Here is a 20,747-nt window from a genome sequence, read left to right as displayed (position 1 = left end):
TAACTTTATTAGTTTGTTCACTTTTTGGGACGGTGTCGGAAACTGCCAAATTTAATTAAAAATTAAAATTATAGCCAAAAGTACATGTTATTTCATTTAAATTCGGATTAATCTCTTTTTGATCAGTTTTTCTAAGCATTTGTATATAATTAAGATTAAAATTATGTTTCTTCCAAGGAGCGTAGCTAGCCCCTAAAGAAAAATTTAAAACCTTAGCATTTGTTTTCTTGTTTTTCGATTGATTGTAAGACAATCCCATGTTGGTTCTAAGTTTATCTTCTTTTAGAAAAGATTTATTTATTGTAACCCCAGGCCCCCATATTATTGTTGTTTGTGACATAGTATAAGTGTGTGTGAAATTTAAAGCTCCTGCCATATTTAATTTTTTGTTAGGAAAGCCTAAACTGTAATTAATATTTGCATTATGAAATCTTGACAATCCGCCTTTTCTCACAACATTATTTTCTTTATTGACCATATCATTTAGCGAATAATTAATATTTATGTTTTGAGTCTTTTCTTTTGTACTGGAAATTATATAATTAATATTTATGTTTGTGTTTTGGGCTATTTGTTTATATTCAATAGAATCTTTAGGCTGTTGTAATAGTAACGGATTTTTATTAATTATATTGAACTGATTTAATTGATGATTTGTGAACATCGTAAAGTTTGAATAACTCGCAGTAACTGAAAGTTTATCTGAAGCTCGAACATTAAGATTAGCGGCTCCTACCCAACGGTTCGTTTGTTTAATCTTTTTATTGTCCAAATTGTCTCGTTGGCGCCCTAAACTAGTAGCTAGAGAAATTTTATCTTTAAACATTAGAAAGGAAGCATTAAGCGTTATGTTTTCAAGATCATTGTTGAAATAATACGCCCCCAATGTTTTATATCCCGGATCTATTTTCTCATACTTAATCCCAATAGTTCCTTTTTTTAGATTTAAATTAACGCCCCCATTATAAGCAGAATAAGATTCTAGACTAGTATTTGCTGGCAAAAACAAAGAAGCTGTTCCTTTCTTATCTCCGCCTTTGTTATTATTCCTTAAATCATTAATTAAAGCACTATTTGCATATTCCCCATACAACTCTAAATTTTTTTGCATTTTTATTTTTCCAGTAAATGACAATACAAGGTTTTCTTGAGGAAAGACTCCTTTAGTGTCAGGTTGAAGCTGTAAAGATTTAACTTCATCTTTCGCATAAAAACCTATAACTCCTAGTTTATATTTTTCTTTTTCCCATTTAACATTGGCCCCATAGCCCATTCTTTTATAAGCAGGAATCGTATTAGAATTTTCATCGTCTTCAACGGCTTTGTTCAATCTACCTGCCATCACAGCTACTTTTAAAGGGATATTGGGAGTAAGTTCAAGTCCCCCGCCCGTAAATAAAAGCCCATTGTATGTATAGGGAGAAAAACTCATGGAAGCATCGCCAATATAAGCCTTTACCCATTTATACCTAGGGGCTATACTTAATCTGTTAAATTTAAAGGGAACTTCGTATCCCAATTGCCCTCCTTGATTTGTAAAACTATATGAAATAGGCATAGACCAGTTATATACTCCCAAATTTAAGTTCCCATTCAAAAAATAAGTAAAAGGAGCTCGCTCACTATAAACATTTGATTTGTAAAAAACTGAGTTTGCAGAAATCCCTCCACTAAGCTTGAATGGATTTTTCTCTAAGGTTTCTTTGACCCTTTTTCCTAAACCTTCTAAATTAACTTCTTGTGCATTACATATCGCTATTCCTAATATCATTGAAAATGAAATCAAAAAATACTTAATTAATTTTTTCCTCATAATTATTGGGCGTGTTTTTGAACATTAATATCTACTAAGATATATGAATCTCTTCCTGATGAAATATAATCTTTGACTAGTATTGCTCCTTTTCTTCCATCGTTTGTTTGAAATAAAACTACTCGTGGTTTCTTTGTACTGTCAAAAGGCGTTTTTCCTGTATTTGTTTCTGTAATATTTATACTACTAAAGCCTTTTCCTGTTTTAATCGATTCAAATAATGTTGGGCTTAATTGTATTTTCACCAACTCTTGTGAATTAATTATTTTTGTGTGAATGGCATTAGGTATCTTATTAAACGACGTGGTTTGTACTTCATCTGGTGATAGAAATTGATTATAAGTAAAAGAGGTGTTTAAGCCAAAAAAGCCAAAATCTATTTTATCCGTAGATATTTCTGATACTTCATTCTCTTTGATTACTTTTCCTAAATTGGAGGAAAAGAAACAACCAATGGTATTATGGGCTGTATTGATACCTAATTTAATATTACTAAATGAAAGTAAATTGACATCAGGGTGTATGGTGATTTGTTTTCTTATCTCTTTAGTCACTTTATCATTTATTGCTTGCAAGATAATTGTGTAATTGCCTGCATTGGCAAAATGAATGTCTGGGTTCTCTTTTTCAGATATTGATGGTGATGCTCCTTCAACTATCCATTTATAGGAAAAAGCATGTGTTGATTTGTTTTTTAAATGTAATATTACAGGTGCCTGATAATCATTGTCGATATAATCCACAGACCAATCAAAATCAGCTGTCATTTCAGGTTTTACAATAATGCTTTTTTGCATAGTATAGCTTTCTCTTCCATTGGTGATGGTTAATTTAATACTGTGCTCTCCTGCTTTGTTAAAAACGACTTTTGGATTTTGTTGATTAGACCGTGCTGGGAGTCCTTCTTCAAACTCCCAATGATAATTAGTCGCTCCTAATGATTTATTTTGCATCTGTAAAGTCATTGGAGAAATATCACTACCTTGCATCATCCAATCAAAATCAACTTTCATAGCGGCATCTATTTTGATTTCTAGCTCTTTTCTGTCTTCATTACCATCTTTATTGGATGCTTTTAATATAATTTTGTAAATCCCTGCTTTTGTATAAATTACAGGCTTAGGGGTTACTTGGCTGGAATGAGACGTTACAGCTCCTTCGAACGTCCATTGATAGGTATCCGCTCCCTTTGATTTATTTTTTATTTCGATTCTCACAGGTACTGAATAATCTTCGTTGACAACTTTTATATCAAAGTCTGCTGTTACTGGAATACTATCCTCTCTAGCACAAGAACTGATAACTATAAATGTCATCAATGTAATGAGTGTTGATATCCAATTATTTCGATTTATTATCTTTTCCATATCTTTATTTAATTATCATTTTCTTCACCATTGATTCATTACCTGTTTCTAAAATAACAAAATATACCCCCGCAGACAGAGTTACATGGTAGGGCACTAAAAAATAGGTTGATTTTGGCTTGGTAATTACAGGATATGCTTGTTGAGTGAGCATATTTATAATTCGCAGATTAATGGTATTTTCTTTCTCTAATTTTACAATTACTTTAAAGTTTCCATCATTAGGATTTGGGGCTACATTAAATTCTGTGATATTAGAAATTTTATCTGAAGATAAATCTACTCCAGACAAGTTTTCTTCTACGACAACCTCTTTGTAGAAAGTTTTTTTACATTGCCCTTGCATTCCTTTTAACCCTATTCTATACGAACCTGTATTTGAAAACTTAAGCTCTAAATATTCTTCATTCTTTTCTATTACACTTACAGCAGAATTATTTGGAATAAGCCACTCAACAGTTTCTGGCATCTTGGGTGATGTATTTACTAATACAACGGTGGATTCGGTATAAGCATGAGTCGTAAGCATAAATTTAGGCTCTAGTATCTCATTAGATTTTTTTATAACAACACGATCTGTCCCTATACATCCCTTGGAATCCGTAACCGTAACAGTGTAAACTCCTGCATCGGATAATTCTATTGTTGGTAATTTGCTTATTATCTCTCCTTTTTCATTTTTCCATAAATAACTTGCTCCTTTATCATCTATCGTTACGTCGTATCTTTGAGTGTCTCCTGCACATAACGTTACATCTTCCCCAATATGGACTCTTAATGGTTCTGGATTTGTTAATTTATATTCTTTTATTTCTTGACACCCCTTGGCATCTGTAACTGTTAGTACATAGTTTCCTGCAGCTAAATTTGAGTTTTCTTCTGTCGTTACACCATTAGACCAACTGATTTTATAGGGTTTTGTCCCTCCTGAAATTTTTATTTTAATAGATCCATTAGAAGCATTATGACATATTGGATTACGAACTTCTTCGTCCGTAATCACAATTTTATCTGGCTGTGTGACTTCTGCTGCTCCCTTTATCTTACAGTTTTTAGCGTCTGTTACAAGTACAAAATAATTTCCAGCTCTAAGCCCTGTAACCTCGGAAGTGGTATCCATTGTATTCCATTCATAAGAATAAGCCCCTGTTCCGCCCGTTGCTTTTACCGAAACTCTGCCGCTACTTTCATTATTACATGAAATGGAATTGGCTGACATTGATAGTTCAAACTTAGGTGGATAAGTCGTTACTATTTTTTCCTCGACTTTGTTCTTGTTCTCATCTATTACTAATATTTTATAGGTGCCTGCTTTAATGTTTTTTAAAACAGGTGCTGTAGCTCCAGAAATATCTATGAAAATACCATTATCCAATTTCTGCCATTGATAGCTATAGGTTCCTACCCCTCCTGTTACTTTCGCTTCTATCTTTCCGTCTTCTGCATTGTCAGGAATTCCATTCTGATTTAAATCTAACTTAAAAGCATATTCATTGGAAATATTACAAGAAATGTCTTGTAATATTTCTATTTCTGCCTTCAATGGATCGGGTTGAGTTACTTCAAATTCTTTTGATACAATTCCACAATTTCCTAGCTTAGCCGTCGCGGCATTATAATTTTTATCTTTTACAGTGAGATAATATTTGCCGGCGGTGAGATTACTGATTTTTATGGTATAAGAATCATTTGATACTCTGGCTGTTAGTCCAGTTGTGATGAGCGTCCCCGTAGGGCTATCTTTTCTCCATTCATAATGATAACTTCCGTCTGATTTTGGTGTTCCTCCTTGTACCATGACAGAGATATAGCCATTGCTTAATCCATACCCCGTAGGCTGTACAATTTCTATTTCTTTATCAATTAAACTAATCGGAGCGTTTGGCTGACTGATCGTAATTTCAATTTCTTTTTCTATACTCGAATCATTGGGCTCCCTGGCTACACACTCATGTGTATCTCGTACTTTTATTTTGTAAATTCCTTTTGACAAAGCGTTTATAGAAGTTTTATTAGCATTATTAAAATCGGTCCAGTCTAAATAATTTTTTCCGTCTTTTGTTATTAAATACTGATATTTTCCTGTGCCTCCTTTTGCCTCTATATTAATTACACCATCGTTTCCTTCAAAACAATAGACATCTGTTTTAGATGACAGTTGAAAGCTTACCGGTGTTGCTTTTTCAATTTCAAAATCAATGCTGTGCTTTTCTCCGTCTGTATAAGTGGAATTTCCATTATAAGTACCATTTACATTTAATCTGTATTCTCCGGGGGGTAAATTCTCAAGTGTATAGGCTGTATCTGAATGTAAATAAGAGGTAATGTCTTTATTAACAACCACAGTTCCTGTTGATTTGTTCTCCAAACTTAAAGATAAGGTCTCTCCTTTGTCAAGTTTTCTATCAAAATGGAGTGTTAATTCCCCGTCTCTTGTATTAAAACATTTGGTTTTATTAGAAATGTGTGAAGTGATATGTGGTGCAGAAGTTAAAAGATCAAACCATATATAATTACTCGGTTTATTACAAGTTTTAATCCTAAAATATATTCTTTTTCCTATAGAGTTTATATGTAAGAAACTTGATGGTGTAAAAACAATTTTTTCAGAAAAATTTAAATTTGAAGGCATACTATTCCAATTACTATCGGAAAGTGTTTCACCTAATTTAGAATCAACGACTTGATATTCCCAATTATAATTCTCCGAGCTAAAACCTTTAGAATCAGAAGTTACCGATATTTCTTTTGTGTCGCTATACCCTATTGAACTATATCTAGGATCCACAGAACTAATATTGATTATAGGATTTATCTTTATTTCAAAATTTATATCAAACCACACTCGACATCCATGCTTACTACCATAAGCACTTTTACTAAATGGCATTGAAGTTTGACAATTTGCATTTATATCTATTTGTTCGTTAATCTTAGCTCTTCCTCCGTTACATCCTATAGCGGTTTCAGCATGGTGAAAAGAATATATTCGAATATTCGAAACCTTCGAGTCAACGATTACTCTAGGGGTAGTAGTATCTAAAAAATAATGGTTACTATAGCTCTGCTTTATTCTGTATTTTTTACCGTTCATCGTAGATACCTCTATCCAAAATTCATTAATTCCACATCCTCTGTTTTTATATGAGTCATATCTAAGTTTTGCAAAATAATTGTTTAAAGAAACTTCGTATTTCTGCCCAAAGACATAATTTCCCAATATGGCAAATAGTATAACTAGTAAAATCTTTTTCATTCTAATATGCTTTAATATTCAACGGTTATTTTTTCGGTTTTTGCTACTTGATTATTTTTTAGCATAGGTTTTAGTAAATAAGTATATGTATTCCCTGTTTGAACCGAGGGGTCTTCTAAAAAGTTTTGACCTCCTTCAAGCGCTCCCCATAAAGTTGGAGTTTCTTCTCCTTTTTTTCGGTAGACTACAATTTCTACTATATTATTACTATTTACTTTCCACATTAGTTCTATTTGTCTTTTTTCTCTGTTTTGTGTACCCGTGAGGCTTCCCAATACAGATTCTGGCTTAAAATGATTGCTTTCCAAAGTTATCTGCTGTGATTTGTCTGATTTTAAGTTGCTTTTATCAATGGTTTGCAAATAATACACATATTTCTTATTGGTTTCCACCTCCTTATCTGTATAGCTGTAATTTGGCTCTTTTTTCTTTGTCTCATAGATCATTTTCCAATTCGTGTCCGGTTGCCATTTTTCTTTACGATAAAGCCTATACAAAGCGGCGTCTTCACTATAACTTTTCAACCAATTGAGTGTAATGGAGCCATTCTCTTCTAATTTATAACCCGTAAAAACAGGGGCTTGTGGTTTTACTTTATCTGGCTTTTCTAATTCTAAAATAACCGAAGGTTTAGATTGATTTTTCCTTCTATCTGTTGCCGTTATGTAATAATAAACTTTACTGTTTAAACTTTCTAATGCTATCGTATTCCTGATAGGTGTTTTGTGTAATTGCCTGTGGGGTAATACGCACCAATTCTTCTCCTTTTTGTATCCCTCTGAATAGGTGATATCCTTCCAAATCCTTTTCTGTATTAGCTTTCCAGCTTAAATGCACCACACCTAAGGAATCTATTTCTCCTTTAAAGTCTGTGGGAGTATTGGGTGGGGTAATGTCATTAGGCTGAACCAATATTGCAAAAGAGGCTCTGTGTTCTTTTGATTTACCTATAGCTTCTATTCTAAAATAATTAGAGGGGGAAAGGCTTTTGGTTACTAGTTTTCTTTTGCTGACTGGTATTCCTTTTATTACTGCTCGGTAACTATCTGGCAAATCTGTTTCTGAATGCAAAAGCTGAAAGCCTGTAATTTCATTTTCTGATTCTTTAGGAAATTCCCATGTGATGGTAATATTTTCATTCTCTCCAATATTGTAATTTGTAATAACGGGGCTCTTTTCCAATCTATTTATTCCTTCTCCCGAAACGATATTGGAGTAAGGCCCGTATTCTCCAAAAATGGTTTTACCGCGTATTCTGTAAGCAACTTGCTTATTATTCTGTGCTAGAGAATCTACATAAAACATTCCACGAGCTTCCTTCCTTTCTGTATTATTCATATTCATGACGGGGAGATTGCTCAATGGGGAAAAGTTTTTCCCATCTTGGGCTTTTTCTATATAATAAGCGGTATAGAGGTCTCTTAATTGCTGATAATCCCAAGATAAACTCACGGTTTTATCTTTAAAAACCGCTATAAAATCTATGGGCTGGGGGAGCTTTTCTTCTTGAGGTAAAAGCTCTGCCATACCACTACCTTTTCCTATTTGTAAAGCTTGGGCATTGTTCCTTGGGGTGAGTTCCACGGTATAGACATAGCGTGTATTAGGCGCTACCGCTGTATCTACATAGCCCCAACCTGCGAGTTTTGCTACCTCAAAATCTAAATCGGCTGCCATGAGGGCATAAGCAAAGCGTTGTTCTATTTCCTGAGATTTATTGATAATCCCTTGTAAATCATTTGAATTGCCCACTTCTACTTCAAAACTTTCTCCAAACAAAGATTGGGCAACAATGGCTGCATTGTTATTGGTTTCTATTATTGCTTTCCATTTTTCTTCTGAAGCGGGCTGAAAAATACCTAAATTTTTCTCCTCAGGATTTTCCAATAGTTTGCCATCTCTCATGAGCGTATATCTTTTGAGTACAAAGCCTATTTTGTTGGCTTTTTGCCATGCAATGGGCTCATCTACTGCCCATCGCAATAACACGCGATCTTGCTTACTCTCTACCTTTAGGCGAATTTGAGGCTCTCTCTGCTCTTCTTTGTTTTGAGAGAATACTATACCGCTTATCAGTACCGCTATAGCTAGTATATATTTTTTTATCATTTTTCTATTTTATCATTTTTTCTTTAAAATCCGGTGGGGCTTTCTGCCCATCAAATATCCATTTAATTTGGTCTAGGCTGGTTAGATTTCTCTTTCGTAGATATGCAATACCTCTTGGCTGTCTAATATATAAATTTTGTCTTCTGTAACTACTGGGGCGTCTATTTGTACGCCATCTTTTAAATTAAGCGGGAACTCTACTATCAACTCTTTACTTTCTACATCAATTACTCCTAACTTACAGCCGTGTGCCAAATTTGAACAATAAATTTTACCATCTCTATAGGTGGAAAGCCAAACGATATAATCATTCTTTTGATTGGTAGTGAGTGTTTTTTCTTCTAATTGTCCTGTCTTTATATCTAATATTTGTAGGTAATCTCTATTATCTTTATGTGAGGATACAAAATTGTATATTTTGTCTTTATTTTTTGCCCCTAATGTATGCGTGCCTACTCGTTCCCAAAGTTTTTTTCCTGTGTTGATATCCAATCCCACAGCCGAAATATTAAAATCATTATCTCTGTGTGATAGTACCAACACTCCTTCATATTCATACAACTGCCCTTCTATCTTCCTGCCCTCTGGACAAGTGTAGGTCCAGAGGGGAATGTTAAATTCTCCTAATTGAAAATAATCTAAAGCATTACGTTTTGTATAAGATAAACCTTTAGTCACAACCACACAATTGTTGCTATATATACAAATATTTTTATCAGATATGTATTTGTCTATAGCTTTATTTTGCTTATAATTATATATATAAAATTCATCTGTTATTGCTTTAAAAATAAGCATTAGGCTTTTATCTGTCTGAGATTGTATTAAATAATTAGCTTTTTCATCAACTTCTATAAATAAATCTTTTTCTTCATCATATATTTCTAATACGTCATTTTTATCTCTATATATTATCTCTAAACTTTTTGACACATTAAATTCATTGGATATCTGACAAATTTCTTTACTAGATTTATCTCCTCCTATAATAAAAACTTTTTTATCTAAAGATAAAATTTTATCAACACCCTTAATTTGTTCTATTTTTCTTATCATATTTTTCAATCTGTTACCTTAAAAATTTCTTCAAATCGTGTTTTTATTTCTTTTTTCAATAATTCAGTATTTGGTTTCCTAACGTCTGGTAAAAACTTCTCGGCTATTTTCTTATCGTTAATATCCAAATCCTCTATTGCTTTTATCATTTTTTCTTTAAAATCCGCTGGGGCTTTCTGCCCATCAAATATCCATTTAATTTGGTCTAGGCTATTGACATCTCTACGGCTAAGGTCTTTTATAAATTGCTCTGCAAACTTACCAGGAGGTACATCTATCACAGATTTGAGTTCGTAATAAATTTTAAAATTATCTTGTGTTATATCCACCACATCGGCAATCCGTATCATTCCATTTTCGGCATCGCCCCACTTTTCTGTAATTTCAAATACAATCTTTCTACCGTTGAAGTGGGTGGCATTCTTGTTGATATAGCGTAGCGTCCATTCCGCTCCTTGAGACCAGCTGCCTCCTTTGCCTAAATCGGATACTAATTTAGATAATCCCTCTACTTGGTTGGGGTTTACATGAGTAGCAAACTCGTCTAATTGTTTTATCACATCTTCAAACGAAGTGCCTCTAAATCCTTTTATTTTTGCTAATGCTTCATCGGTAATACCTAATTTATTGATATTAGGGTTAAGCCTTGCTTTTGTCAAGATATCTATCGCATTAGTATTTTGCATTAGTCCTGTTCGGTTAGCTTTTTTTAGCAACTTCCAGCTTTGGATATTTTCTGAGGTTGGGGTGGCTTTAAAAGTTTTATTGAAAAGATCTTTGTCTGTTTTGCTCCAATTAAGTTTCGAGGCTAAATCATCTATTTTTTTAGAAAACTTTTCAAGTTTTTGGTCTAAATTCACTTTTATGAAATCTTTATCTACATGTTCTATAAAGTCATTAGCTTTAATTTTAGTTGCAACGGCAGGGTCTAAAGGATTGACAGAAGCAATATGAAAATCCGTGGGGCTAAGATCTTTTATTTTCTTATAAACTAATTCAAATCCATCTACATTGTTAGTTTTCTTTGCTACAATGCCTAACATTTCATCTATCTTGGATACTCCTTTCTTGCCTCCTTTGATATAAGACGAACCAACCATAGCAATAGATACAGCATAAATGGCTGCCGTTTTTGAATCTCCTCTATACCAACCTGCATATAGAGCTCCGACAGGGTCTGTAAATAAAATACTTAATATTAATATGTGAAAAATTAGTCTCTGCATTTTAGACTTAACATATTAAATTCTTTTTATACTGATATATTCTAAAAGTAGTCAAGACAATAAAATTAATCGGAAAAAAAATATATAAAGGAATAAGACCTACACTTAGAGGGAAAAAAATACTGAGGAAAAAAATGAGAACACAAGTATATAGTATTAAAAAAATCAAATCGTTCAATAAATAAATATTTTTGTTTTTTTTAGCAAAAAAACAAAAAATTATTGGGTTTATGATGTAGAAAACAAAAAGAAGTACAAGAATCATAATATAAAAAATTCCAATCCTCGTTCCAGCTAAATAAAAAGGAGTAAAATCATTTATAGTCAAGATACTATATTTAAAAAAATCACTTGTAGAAAATCCTGAATAGGCTGTCCAATTTCCTGCTCTATGTTCCCAAAATATTTTTTCATCCCAATAATCTTCAAATATTTTTAAATTAATAAGGCAAAAATACAAGAGTGTGTATGCGAGTAAAAAAAACTTAAAATTATTCTTTATGGCTTTATTTATAGATAACTTCATTTTTGTTGATTTGATAAACATATTTTTTGGGATATTTTAAAATATCAATTTCTTTTTATATTGGCGTATTCTAAAACATAGTAGAATACAAAAAAATAAAGGCAACAATATGTATATTGGAATAACACCTATCATAGGCTTGTCTGATAGCCCTATAAAAGCACACCATAAATATATTGAAAAATTAATACTATCAATAATTATAAACATTTTCTTTTGATTCTTTTTTTTGAATAGCATTGTTATAGTAGGGAATACAATATAACAAAAAAATAATACAATCAATAATAATAGTAATAATAAAACATCTTCTTGCCTATATGTGTAGGGAAAAAAAATGTCTTTGATATTTTTTGGTCCATATTCTTTATAATCAGAAAAATTAAATGAAGTTTGATTTATCCAATGCCCTCCTACGCCTGTTCTCATTTCCATCCAATACAATTTTTCTTCCCAACAATATTCAAAAAGACTCACATTTATATGTAATAGGTGTAATAAGAACCAAATCAAAAGAGAAAAAAAGAAATTATTTTTTATAACTTTATTTATAGATAACTTCATTCTCGTTAATTTTTATTGTTTTGATAAACATATTTTTTCCTTTGATACTTCTTATTCCTTTAATACAAAAGTCTTTTCCTATTTTTGTTTTTTTTCTGAATGAATTAAAAACACTATTACTAATATTCAATCGATCATCAAAGGGATCAATATTTTTATAAGCACCGACCTTTTCATAATACTTAAAAATTGATTTATTCCAAACCCCTAATGGTTGGCTAAGAATAATACTCCACTTTTTATCATCAACAAAATCAAAATTATCATCAACTTTCTCCCAAATATTTGTTATAGAAATTTCCTGTTTTCCTCTATTATAATTTCCTTCTAATAGATATTTAATAGAAAAAGTTCCAAACGAAGCAACATAAGGAGTATTAATGTCATCAAACACTCCTATCTGTATATTATATCTTGAAAAATTTAAGTAATCTTCGTTTAATTCATTAGATAGTTTAATATTTGTATCAATATCTATTTGAGATAGATGTTTTTTCAAATCGTTTAAAGCATATAAACGAAAGGTATTTTCCTTTTCTTCTTTTTTTATTTCTACATTTTTATACTTTTCTATAAAAGTATAAAATTTATTTTTCATTTCTTTTAATTCTTTCCAATTATCTAAAAATTTATACAGATCCTTATCCATATTGATATCCCCTTCTTCCATAAACCAATTATACATAAAGATACTGCCATATTCCCATTTTTTACTCCACATTATTAAAGGTAAATCCAGTAATAATTTTTCTTTGACTGATAGTCCCTTATATATATTTTTCTTTATTAGATTTCCTTTTATCTTTTCCAAATCATTATAAATCAAATTATAGTTATATGTTTTTTTATTTATTATTCTAATAGTATTTTGTGGCATATATTTGAACATATCCTTTGTTATAAAATCATATAAAACATCTCTATCCTCTTTTGATAGACAATTTATTTCCCCAACATTTCCTATTTTTATTTGGTACATTAATTTATTATAAAAATTGGAATATTTTTCACTTTTTGACAAAGATAAATTTGCAACAAGTCCTTCTTTTTTATAATAAATAAGTACTAAATCTTTAACTTTATAATCAAAAAAATCAACTCCTTTTTTTATTCCCCCAGTACGACTATATCTAGATATATTGAAATGAATATTATACTTGTAATATAAACGAAGTTTTCTGAGATGCTCTCTAACATCTAAATTAACTAACTCCCCCTCATCCTGTCCTTGGAACAAATAAAGTTTAAACTTAGGGTCGTTTACTTGTTTCCAGTCTGGGTATATGAAATTTGTGTTGGTATTGGTGTTAGTATTGGTATTGGTGTTGCTGGTATTGTAGTCCATCAGGTTTTTAACCTCCCCTTGGGCTACATTCTTAAACTCCTTAAATGGGTGTTCTAATCGCAAGGCTCCGTGTCCTAGCTCGTGTGCTATGGTTCTTGCCTGTTGGTCATACACAAATCCAAACTGTCCGCCCAATCGCATATAGCCGTCTTGTCCATTGGAAGAGGGTTTATCCGTTACAAATATGTAGTAAGACAAATCTACTCCTCGCTCTTGTTTGTAGGCTTCAATTACCTTATTTTGTGCAGGACTGTAGCTAGACAAATCCCCAAAGGCATCTTCCGAAGGTAATTTTCCATTTACTAAATAAGGCGTAATGTCAAAGGCTTCTTTAACGCTAATATCTACATCTATAGCTATTTCCTTATAGATATCTTTTACTTTCTGTATTTGGTTTCTAGATATACTTACCCCTAGCGTTGGAACGAGGTTTAGCTTAATTGTCTTAGGTGAGATATGAACTAAATTAAACGCTCCAGCTACTTGGTATTTATCTCCTTGCTTAATGATTGCTTGTACTTGTTCTGTAGCATAGCTGTATAATCCTTTTAAAGTCAATCTATAATCATTTCCTACTTTTTTGGCATCTATCGGTACACCTTTAGAAGTTTTGAATATTAAACTATCCGCAGATATACTATTATCTGTAATCTCCACGCTTGCAATAAAGGGTTCCGTCTTTTTGTTTTCTACAGCTTTGAATGGAATCAGTTTACCATTGAGTTCTTTGTAGTCGCTAGTTAATGCTTTTTCAGGTTGATCAAAAGCGTATTTGGAATCACTACTGTTTTTAAAAGTTACTCTAATGCCTTCAGCTGTGATAGCCGTAGCCTTACCTTCTGCATTTACTCCTGCGGTATTTTGTGGAGTAGAAGCTCCTCCTTTGGCTTGTCTTCCTACATTCGTTATGTTCCCCTCTTCATCGACAGCCCAAACATTGCCTTTGGCATCGGTAAGGGTATAATCTTTGCCTCCTGGCAACACCTCTTGGCTATCTTCTTCTGAACCACTGTCGCTTTCATTACCTGCGCCTGCATCGCCTATGATGATGATTCTTTTGGTTTTCTCATCATATTTTATTTCTTTGATGGTGTAGTTTAATGTAATGTCTTTTACTCCTTTGTCTCCAAAGAGTTCTCCTATGCCTTCTGATACAAATGATACGGCACTTTCATTCACATCATAAGTAGTCTCCACCACACCGCTTATCAGTTGTTTATCGGTATTTAGTTTAATATTATTAAAGACTACTTTTATTTTGGTATCTCCTAAATAGGGCACTTGTATATAGCCTTCTCCGCTGTAAATGCCATTGCTACCCTGTGATGATAGTACTGTTACTGGAAAATCTCCTGCCGTAAAGACTTCATTGGTTCCTAATGCGGTTTGCAATGGGGCTTTATTGGTAAGGTCTATAGAGGGCATTACGCCACACTGGTATTTACTACTTTCTTTTTCTTCGCTATCTGTTGTAAAATATTGTATCGCACTATACGCATAGGCATTGCCTGAAGTGTCTCCCTCTATAGGCGAAGGGTTAAAATTCTGTAGATTTCCGCAAACTGTTCCTATTCTGTATTCATATTCAGTCTGATTTTCTAAGCCTGTGAGTATATATTTGGTCTGGTAACTTTCTTCGGTTTGCCAATCCGTATTGCTGTCTCTCTTTCGGTATTGTATACTGTATAATCCCGAGGGCTGTCCGGGCATTGTCCAACTAAGCTCCACGCGTCCTCTACCTGCATTTTTTGCCATTAAAAATGTAGGCACCTTACAATCTTCTACATAATCAAAATAAAATATCTCGGAGAGCCCATTGTTTTTATACACTCCATTATCTTCGGTAGGATTTGTGCCAACTACTGGATTACCGCTTACTGCTTGCACCTGCCAAGCATAGCGTTTCCCTGGAATTAAACGCGTTTTCTCGGGACCATAATATAAACTTGTTGCATAAGTTTTTTCTTTCCATAATATAGGAGAGGATAAAAATCCAGCTACAGGACTGCGTCCTGCATCCCATAGTTCTTTTAAAATGAATATATAATGGGTATTGGGGGCGACTTGCCTTGGCATCCATTGAAATACAATTCCTTTGCTGCCTACGATATCGCCCTCAACTTGTACTTTTTCTGCATTCTGAGGGAGATTGAGTAGAGGAGGCTCATATTGTGTTAAATAAGCCTGTGCACAGGTCTTTGCGGAAAGATTGTTCTTGGTATAATAATCGTATGCCTGAAAGCAAAATTGATAAATTCCCTCTGGCAGAGTTTGTGCATATTGTGAAGCATTTAAGCCTGCCAAATTCTGCAACTCAAACAGAGGTCTTAAATCAACATTGGTCAGCGTTATATTACTGCCTGGATACAGCGTAAAAGGAGACATCCCAGATACAAAACTTTGGCTAGTGGCTATAGGAACTGCGCCTAACGAACTTTCTAAGCTAAACTTTATGCCTGTGGGGTGTTGTGGCTCCTGCAAGTCTGTCATCATGACTTGTAAGCGCAACTTTGTCTGCGTACTTATAGCATACTCACTCAGCTTTAAACTATAGGGTGGCAACAAGACTGGTACCATCTTTACAGGGTATTGTTGCGCCTTCAGTGATAATGGTTGAAAGGCAAATAAAAAACTAAAAACAATTGGAATAATTTTTTCAGGTATTCTAGCGTAGTTTCCCACTTGTTTTATATAATGATATAGTTTCTGCATTATAGGCTGTATTAAATTAATATATTTCTCCAAATTTTTCACCTTATTTGTAATTATAGTAAAAAATCTGTTCGGTTCCTTTTTGATTTCCAGGTAATATATAGCTTGCTTTTACCCCGTATTTTGTTTTTGGGATTATTCCATAATTCGATTCCAATAAAGCATTAATTCCTTCCGGTCTTTGAATTGAAGGTGTCTCAATATATTTAGAGGCTGCTTTTGACACAATTTCATACCAGTCTGATTTATAATACTCAAAGAGATTATAAGCATAAGGAAATGTCTCTTTCAGCAAATAAAAGCCTTTGTCTGATTCTAAATAATGTAGATACGAAGTATAGATTGAGAACCCTTTAATCGGTGGAATCCCCACAAAGTCTGAACTATTATTCTCTCGGTTTAATGTAAGCCCTTCTAGTGGATAAGAATCATAAATGAGCGTTTTAAATTTATTAGCAAAGGCATCGTTCATTAAAGCTGAAAGCTCTATCAAAGGTTTATTGCCAGTATATTTTGTTCCTACGAGTTCTACAATATCAAAATACTCATCAGCATTCATATTATTCTGTAAACTCACTACATCTGAGCTAATATGTTTCCAAAGAGGTGTAAAGTTTAGCTTGGCTAATTTTTCTTTGAAAGTATTATATCTACTAGTCCTGAAGTTGTAAGATAATCTTTCTATTCTTCCATCTTTAGAAATATTTTGTGCTACTTTTGTGGTTATTTCTGTGCTAATGGAAGTTCCCTCTTTATCTGGGTTATTTTCTTTAGTTAGCCTTTTTATTTCGTTTTTATTTTCAGTTTGTTGGCTGTTATTTGCTATGATTGCAAAAGAAATATTTTGTTTTTTAGATAATTTAGGAACGGCAAAGCTTACCATATTATCTGACGTATTGTAATCAAAATCACTATTTAAAATTGTTTCTTTGTTTTTAAATTCGATAGAAGTTTTCCAAACAGGATCATCAAATAAGTAATCTTGTCCTCTTTTTAGTTTTATATATCCTCTGTTGGTCTCTCCTGTGTAGTAATTTTCTTGTTCTACAACTGGATAAGCATACTCAATATTGCTCAGAGGGATTGTATTGGGAGCTGTCCCCGTAGTAAATTCTCTCTCTTCTATTTCAATGGCTTTTTTTCCGTTTACCATGATTACATTATACATCCCAGATTTTTTCTCCATAAAACTTACTTGTGCTATAGCTTTTAATTTTTTATTAGGCGGAAGCACTTCTTCTGACACGAAGTTGGCTATGTCTTTAGCGTTTGGATATTCTATCTTTCCTTTTATTTCTTTTCCTTGTTCATCTACAATGGTCATTTTATCCAATATAATCTTGTAGGTATGATCTCCATCATCTTCTGGTATAACAATAGGCTCATCAACTTTGAAAGCAAAAGTCGCTTGTGGAATGGCAAAAACATCCACATCAGTAGCATTTTTTGAAGGGGTAAGGTCGGTAATTATTTTCATTCCATCTAAAACAGAGGCATTTTCTAGTTTACATTCTTCTCCAAATTCTAACTTAAATCTAAAGTTTCCTTTTACTAATCCTCCTAGGAGATTGTAATGTCCTCCTAGATAACCTCTCGCCCAAAAAGGATTTGGACCCCTTGCTTGTAAAAGAGTTGCTGCTCCGGCTTTGATAATAGGGATTTTTTTCTTTACAAACCATAGTTTTATTTTTATCCCTAATTCTCCTTGTAAATAAGCATAAGCCTGCCCATTAGCATACCATCCATGTATTCCTATTTGGCGCCCACCTCTGTTCGTACATTTTGCCTCTTGACCATAATTCTTAAGCATGATATCTGTCCCTAAACCTGCTTGAAAACGAGCATAAAGGAACAATGCGGTCATATCCCCTGTATCAAACTTAAAATGAGAACCGAAAGCAAAACCTTTTCCTTCTCCAAGTTGATTCAGGTTTTTCATATAATCAATATCGTTTAATTGTAAACCTAAAATTTGAGCTACTTCTGCTGGTGGTGGCGGACTCCCTGGTATATGATTTCCTACCATGAAATAACTACCTGATTGCACAAAAAATTTATCAAAGCCTACTTTGAGCCCGATCATATTATTAGGTGTGCCTATATGCAAATACCAATCATCTGGGGCAACATGTAAGACTGCATTGCCCGCTCTTCCGTTTTGTTCTATTCCAGCGATTATACCATTGGCTACATTTATATAGACATCTAAGTTGGCGTGAAATACACTATTATTGAAGTCGTAGTTCATGGCCAGCTTTGCATAAATATTTCCTTTAATATCTTCTGTTAGTGGGTATTGCTCATCAACATCTTGAATGTCTAAAAAGGTTTTTATATGATTCTCATTTTTTATATTATCTATAAACTTACTATTATCTATCCAGCTTCTAAATTTGTTTTGCACGGTAGGTAATGGACCTCCAGAAGGAATAAGAGAAGATAAATCACTCATAATCGTTGCCTCTCCTATGAACCCTATATTAGCAAGCCCTCCATTGGCATTTGTAGTGATGTTAAATCCAGCCATAAAAGAAGCTACATCCTTATCCTTAACGGCTCCGTATACGCCTGCTCTTAATGCAACGCCCACAGATTCATCGGGAGTCATTACCAACGCCCTATCACTATACAACAAACTCATCTCCTTATCTGGAACCATCCTATAAAATGCCCCACCTGTAAATCCAGTTATCTTAACGGTAGCTCCCGTGGGAATATTCAGGTTATCTACACTTCCCTCAAATCCCCAATATCTAAAGGTACTATACCCAAAAATGGCATTAACTCCAACTTCTGCATTTTGTAAAGCCTTTATTTTGGCATTTAAAAAGGCTTTAAAGCCTTTTCCATACAATGGGTCTTTAGACATAAATTCCAAGGATCCAGACACAGTAGCAACCCCAATATCTACATTTCTTAAAGCAAATTTTGAAAGACTTAAACCATCATACTCCCATCTTTGACGATTGTCCTCAGTAATGATAGCTCCGTTAATTTGCAAACCTCCTGAAGCTGAAAAACGCTTTTCTTGTAATCCTACACTAACTTCAAAACCTAAGTTTGCATAGTTTTTATCGGCTTCTATATATATTTTTTTTATGCTTGCCGGGAATCCTGCTAATTTTTGCTCTCCCTCTACACCAAAATATTTAGCCGTGATAAAAGGCATTTCTGTTTGCAGTGTTAGACTTTCGAACTTAATCCCTTTAAATCCTACATCATATTTATCTGTGGAATCCGGACTTTTTTCTGAAGCTTCCGCATTAGCTTGAATACTCATCGTTCCGTTTAGTATCGCTTTAGGGTAGAACCTTCGATTTCTAACCTGCATCTCAATAGAAGAGCCAGGAGCTATAATTGCTTTTGCTTTCCATATATCAAACTCTAATTGATTTATTGTGCTAACAGATATTAAATACTCGTCTTCTGTTATCACTCCTTCATACCCTAAATAATTGGACGAATCATCAGAGTTGGGACGAAGTTTTTGAACGGGTAATTGTATTTTTCCTTTTAAATCTGCCCCTACAATTCTAGAGGCTGCTAAATCTACTCCTATCTTATCTACTGAATAACGCCAAGCGTTTTCTCTACTTGTGATACCTTTCTCTAAAGAAATTACATTATTGGCAGAGAAACTGCCGGAAACTCCATAAGAATCTACTATTAAATTCTGAGCTTGAAAAGAAACTCGCCTATCTATATGCTCTTCATCTTTAAATTCTTGTGGGAGTCCTACATATAAAGATTTTATAAACAATCCCCTCCATGATGATTTACCTGCAATTAAATAGCCATTCCTCTCATAATATTCAGGAAATACAACATTGGGATCTGTACGTAAATCACTTAAATCTAAAACTGCATTATTGACTAAAAATGAAAAAAAACCTCTATCTTGTTTCTTTATTTGTGAGGTTATTGCAAAAGGGGTTAAGCTTACATTCACAAGTAGATCATTCCAATCACTTGCTTTTATCAAAAAATCACCACGAACACGTTGAGTTTTTCCATTTGAACCTATTTCTGGTAAAATATTCCCATTGTCATCTAATGGAACCAATATATTTCTAGAAATTTGTAAATTCCCTTTAAGAGACAATTCTTTTATCCCATAACAATCTATTGTTACATAACTATTACTATTCTCACTCTCTCCATTGGTTTTGTTAAGCCTGCCTCCCTCTATAGTAAGTAGCCATTTTTTCTGATTAAATGGAATATATACATCCCCCAAAAGCGATAACTTAGTATCTCCAATTATTCTGCCCTCATAAGATAGTTTGACATTTTCCGCTCCAAAATAAAGTACATTTTTCCCTCCTTCTAGCCCTCTTTGTGGCGTAATTACTCGTGCGTATATGTTTATTAAAGCATATTCTGGCGTAAATTTTGCCTTTGTCACAACCAACCCATACTCTGTATTTGATTTCCTCTCTCTAATTCCAATTGGAAACTTAGTTAATTCATTGGGATTGATTTTACTAATATACCTGCCTTCTTTGTCTATTTCCTCAAAAGCCCCCATGGCTTTCCCTTTTTCTTTCTCTAAACTTGGGTCTTTTGAATAGGTTAAAATGTTATCAAATAAATCAGATTTTTCTTTAAATGATTCTATATTATTCCTTTCAGGAAATGAACTAATTGAATCTCTTATAATACTTCCTCCATATAAATTTGAAACGAAAAATTGGATGAATAATACCGAGAGTAGAATTTTTTGCATAATTAGCACCTGTTTGTTGTAATTTTTTTATAAAAATCTCTAGAGTG

Annotated in this window: 11 protein-coding genes; all 11 read right to left on the bottom strand. The window is 33.2% G+C overall.

The features are described from left to right. Positions 1 to 55: 55 nt before the first annotated feature. Entirely contained in the window at positions 56 to 1,813 is a 1,758-nt protein-coding gene (locus ORNRH_RS09920) for a hypothetical protein (protein WP_036601999.1), read from the bottom strand. A 2-nt stretch (positions 1,814 to 1,815) separates the two neighbouring features. After that, entirely contained in the window at positions 1,816 to 3,180 is a 1,365-nt protein-coding gene (locus tag ORNRH_RS09915) for a PKD domain-containing protein (protein WP_014791705.1), read from the bottom strand. 4 nt (positions 3,181 to 3,184) lie between these two features. Continuing rightward, entirely contained in the window at positions 3,185 to 6,436 is a 3,252-nt protein-coding gene (locus ORNRH_RS09910) for a T9SS type A sorting domain-containing protein (protein WP_014791704.1), read from the bottom strand. 11 nt (positions 6,437 to 6,447) lie between these two features. Then, positions 6,448 to 6,882, bottom strand: coding sequence for a hypothetical protein (locus tag ORNRH_RS11710; RefSeq protein WP_155814531.1), 435 nt, complete (start codon positions 6,880 to 6,882; stop codon positions 6,448 to 6,450). 232 nt (positions 6,883 to 7,114) lie between these two features. After that, on the bottom strand, positions 7,115 to 8,545 hold the full coding sequence (locus ORNRH_RS09905) for a fibronectin type III domain-containing protein (RefSeq protein WP_052040759.1): 1,431 nt from the start codon (positions 8,543 to 8,545) through the stop codon (positions 7,115 to 7,117). 81 nt (positions 8,546 to 8,626) lie between these two features. Further along, positions 8,627 to 9,601, bottom strand: coding sequence for a hypothetical protein (locus tag ORNRH_RS09900; protein WP_014791703.1), 975 nt, complete (start codon positions 9,599 to 9,601; stop codon positions 8,627 to 8,629). 5 nt (positions 9,602 to 9,606) lie between these two features. Continuing rightward, positions 9,607 to 10,827, bottom strand: coding sequence for a hypothetical protein (locus tag ORNRH_RS12545; RefSeq protein ID WP_014791702.1), 1,221 nt, complete (start codon positions 10,825 to 10,827; stop codon positions 9,607 to 9,609). Between the two features lie 7 nt (positions 10,828 to 10,834). Continuing rightward, positions 10,835 to 11,353 carry a hypothetical protein gene (locus tag ORNRH_RS09890; RefSeq protein WP_155814530.1) on the bottom strand — a complete coding sequence of 173 codons (519 nt, stop codon included), beginning with the start codon at positions 11,351 to 11,353 and terminating at the stop codon, positions 10,835 to 10,837. Between the two features lie 36 nt (positions 11,354 to 11,389). Beyond that, complete coding sequence (locus tag ORNRH_RS09885) at positions 11,390 to 11,917, bottom strand: hypothetical protein (protein ID WP_014791700.1); 528 nt, start codon at positions 11,915 to 11,917, stop codon at positions 11,390 to 11,392. Continuing rightward, entirely contained in the window at positions 11,898 to 15,974 is a 4,077-nt protein-coding gene (locus ORNRH_RS09880) for a DUF6402 family protein (RefSeq protein ID WP_014791699.1), read from the bottom strand. The genes ORNRH_RS09885 and ORNRH_RS09880 overlap by 20 nt, the downstream gene beginning before the upstream one ends. Positions 15,975 to 16,017: 43 nt before the next feature. Next, positions 16,018 to 20,700, bottom strand: a complete 4,683-nt coding sequence (locus tag ORNRH_RS09875; RefSeq protein ID WP_014791698.1) for a hypothetical protein — start codon at positions 20,698 to 20,700, stop codon at positions 16,018 to 16,020. Positions 20,701 to 20,747: the final 47 nt, after the last annotated feature.

The organism is Ornithobacterium rhinotracheale DSM 15997 (assembly GCF_000265465.1).
Classification (GTDB): domain Bacteria; phylum Bacteroidota; class Bacteroidia; order Flavobacteriales; family Weeksellaceae; genus Ornithobacterium; species Ornithobacterium rhinotracheale.
This window is presented reverse-complemented; position numbering and strand designations above follow the sequence as displayed.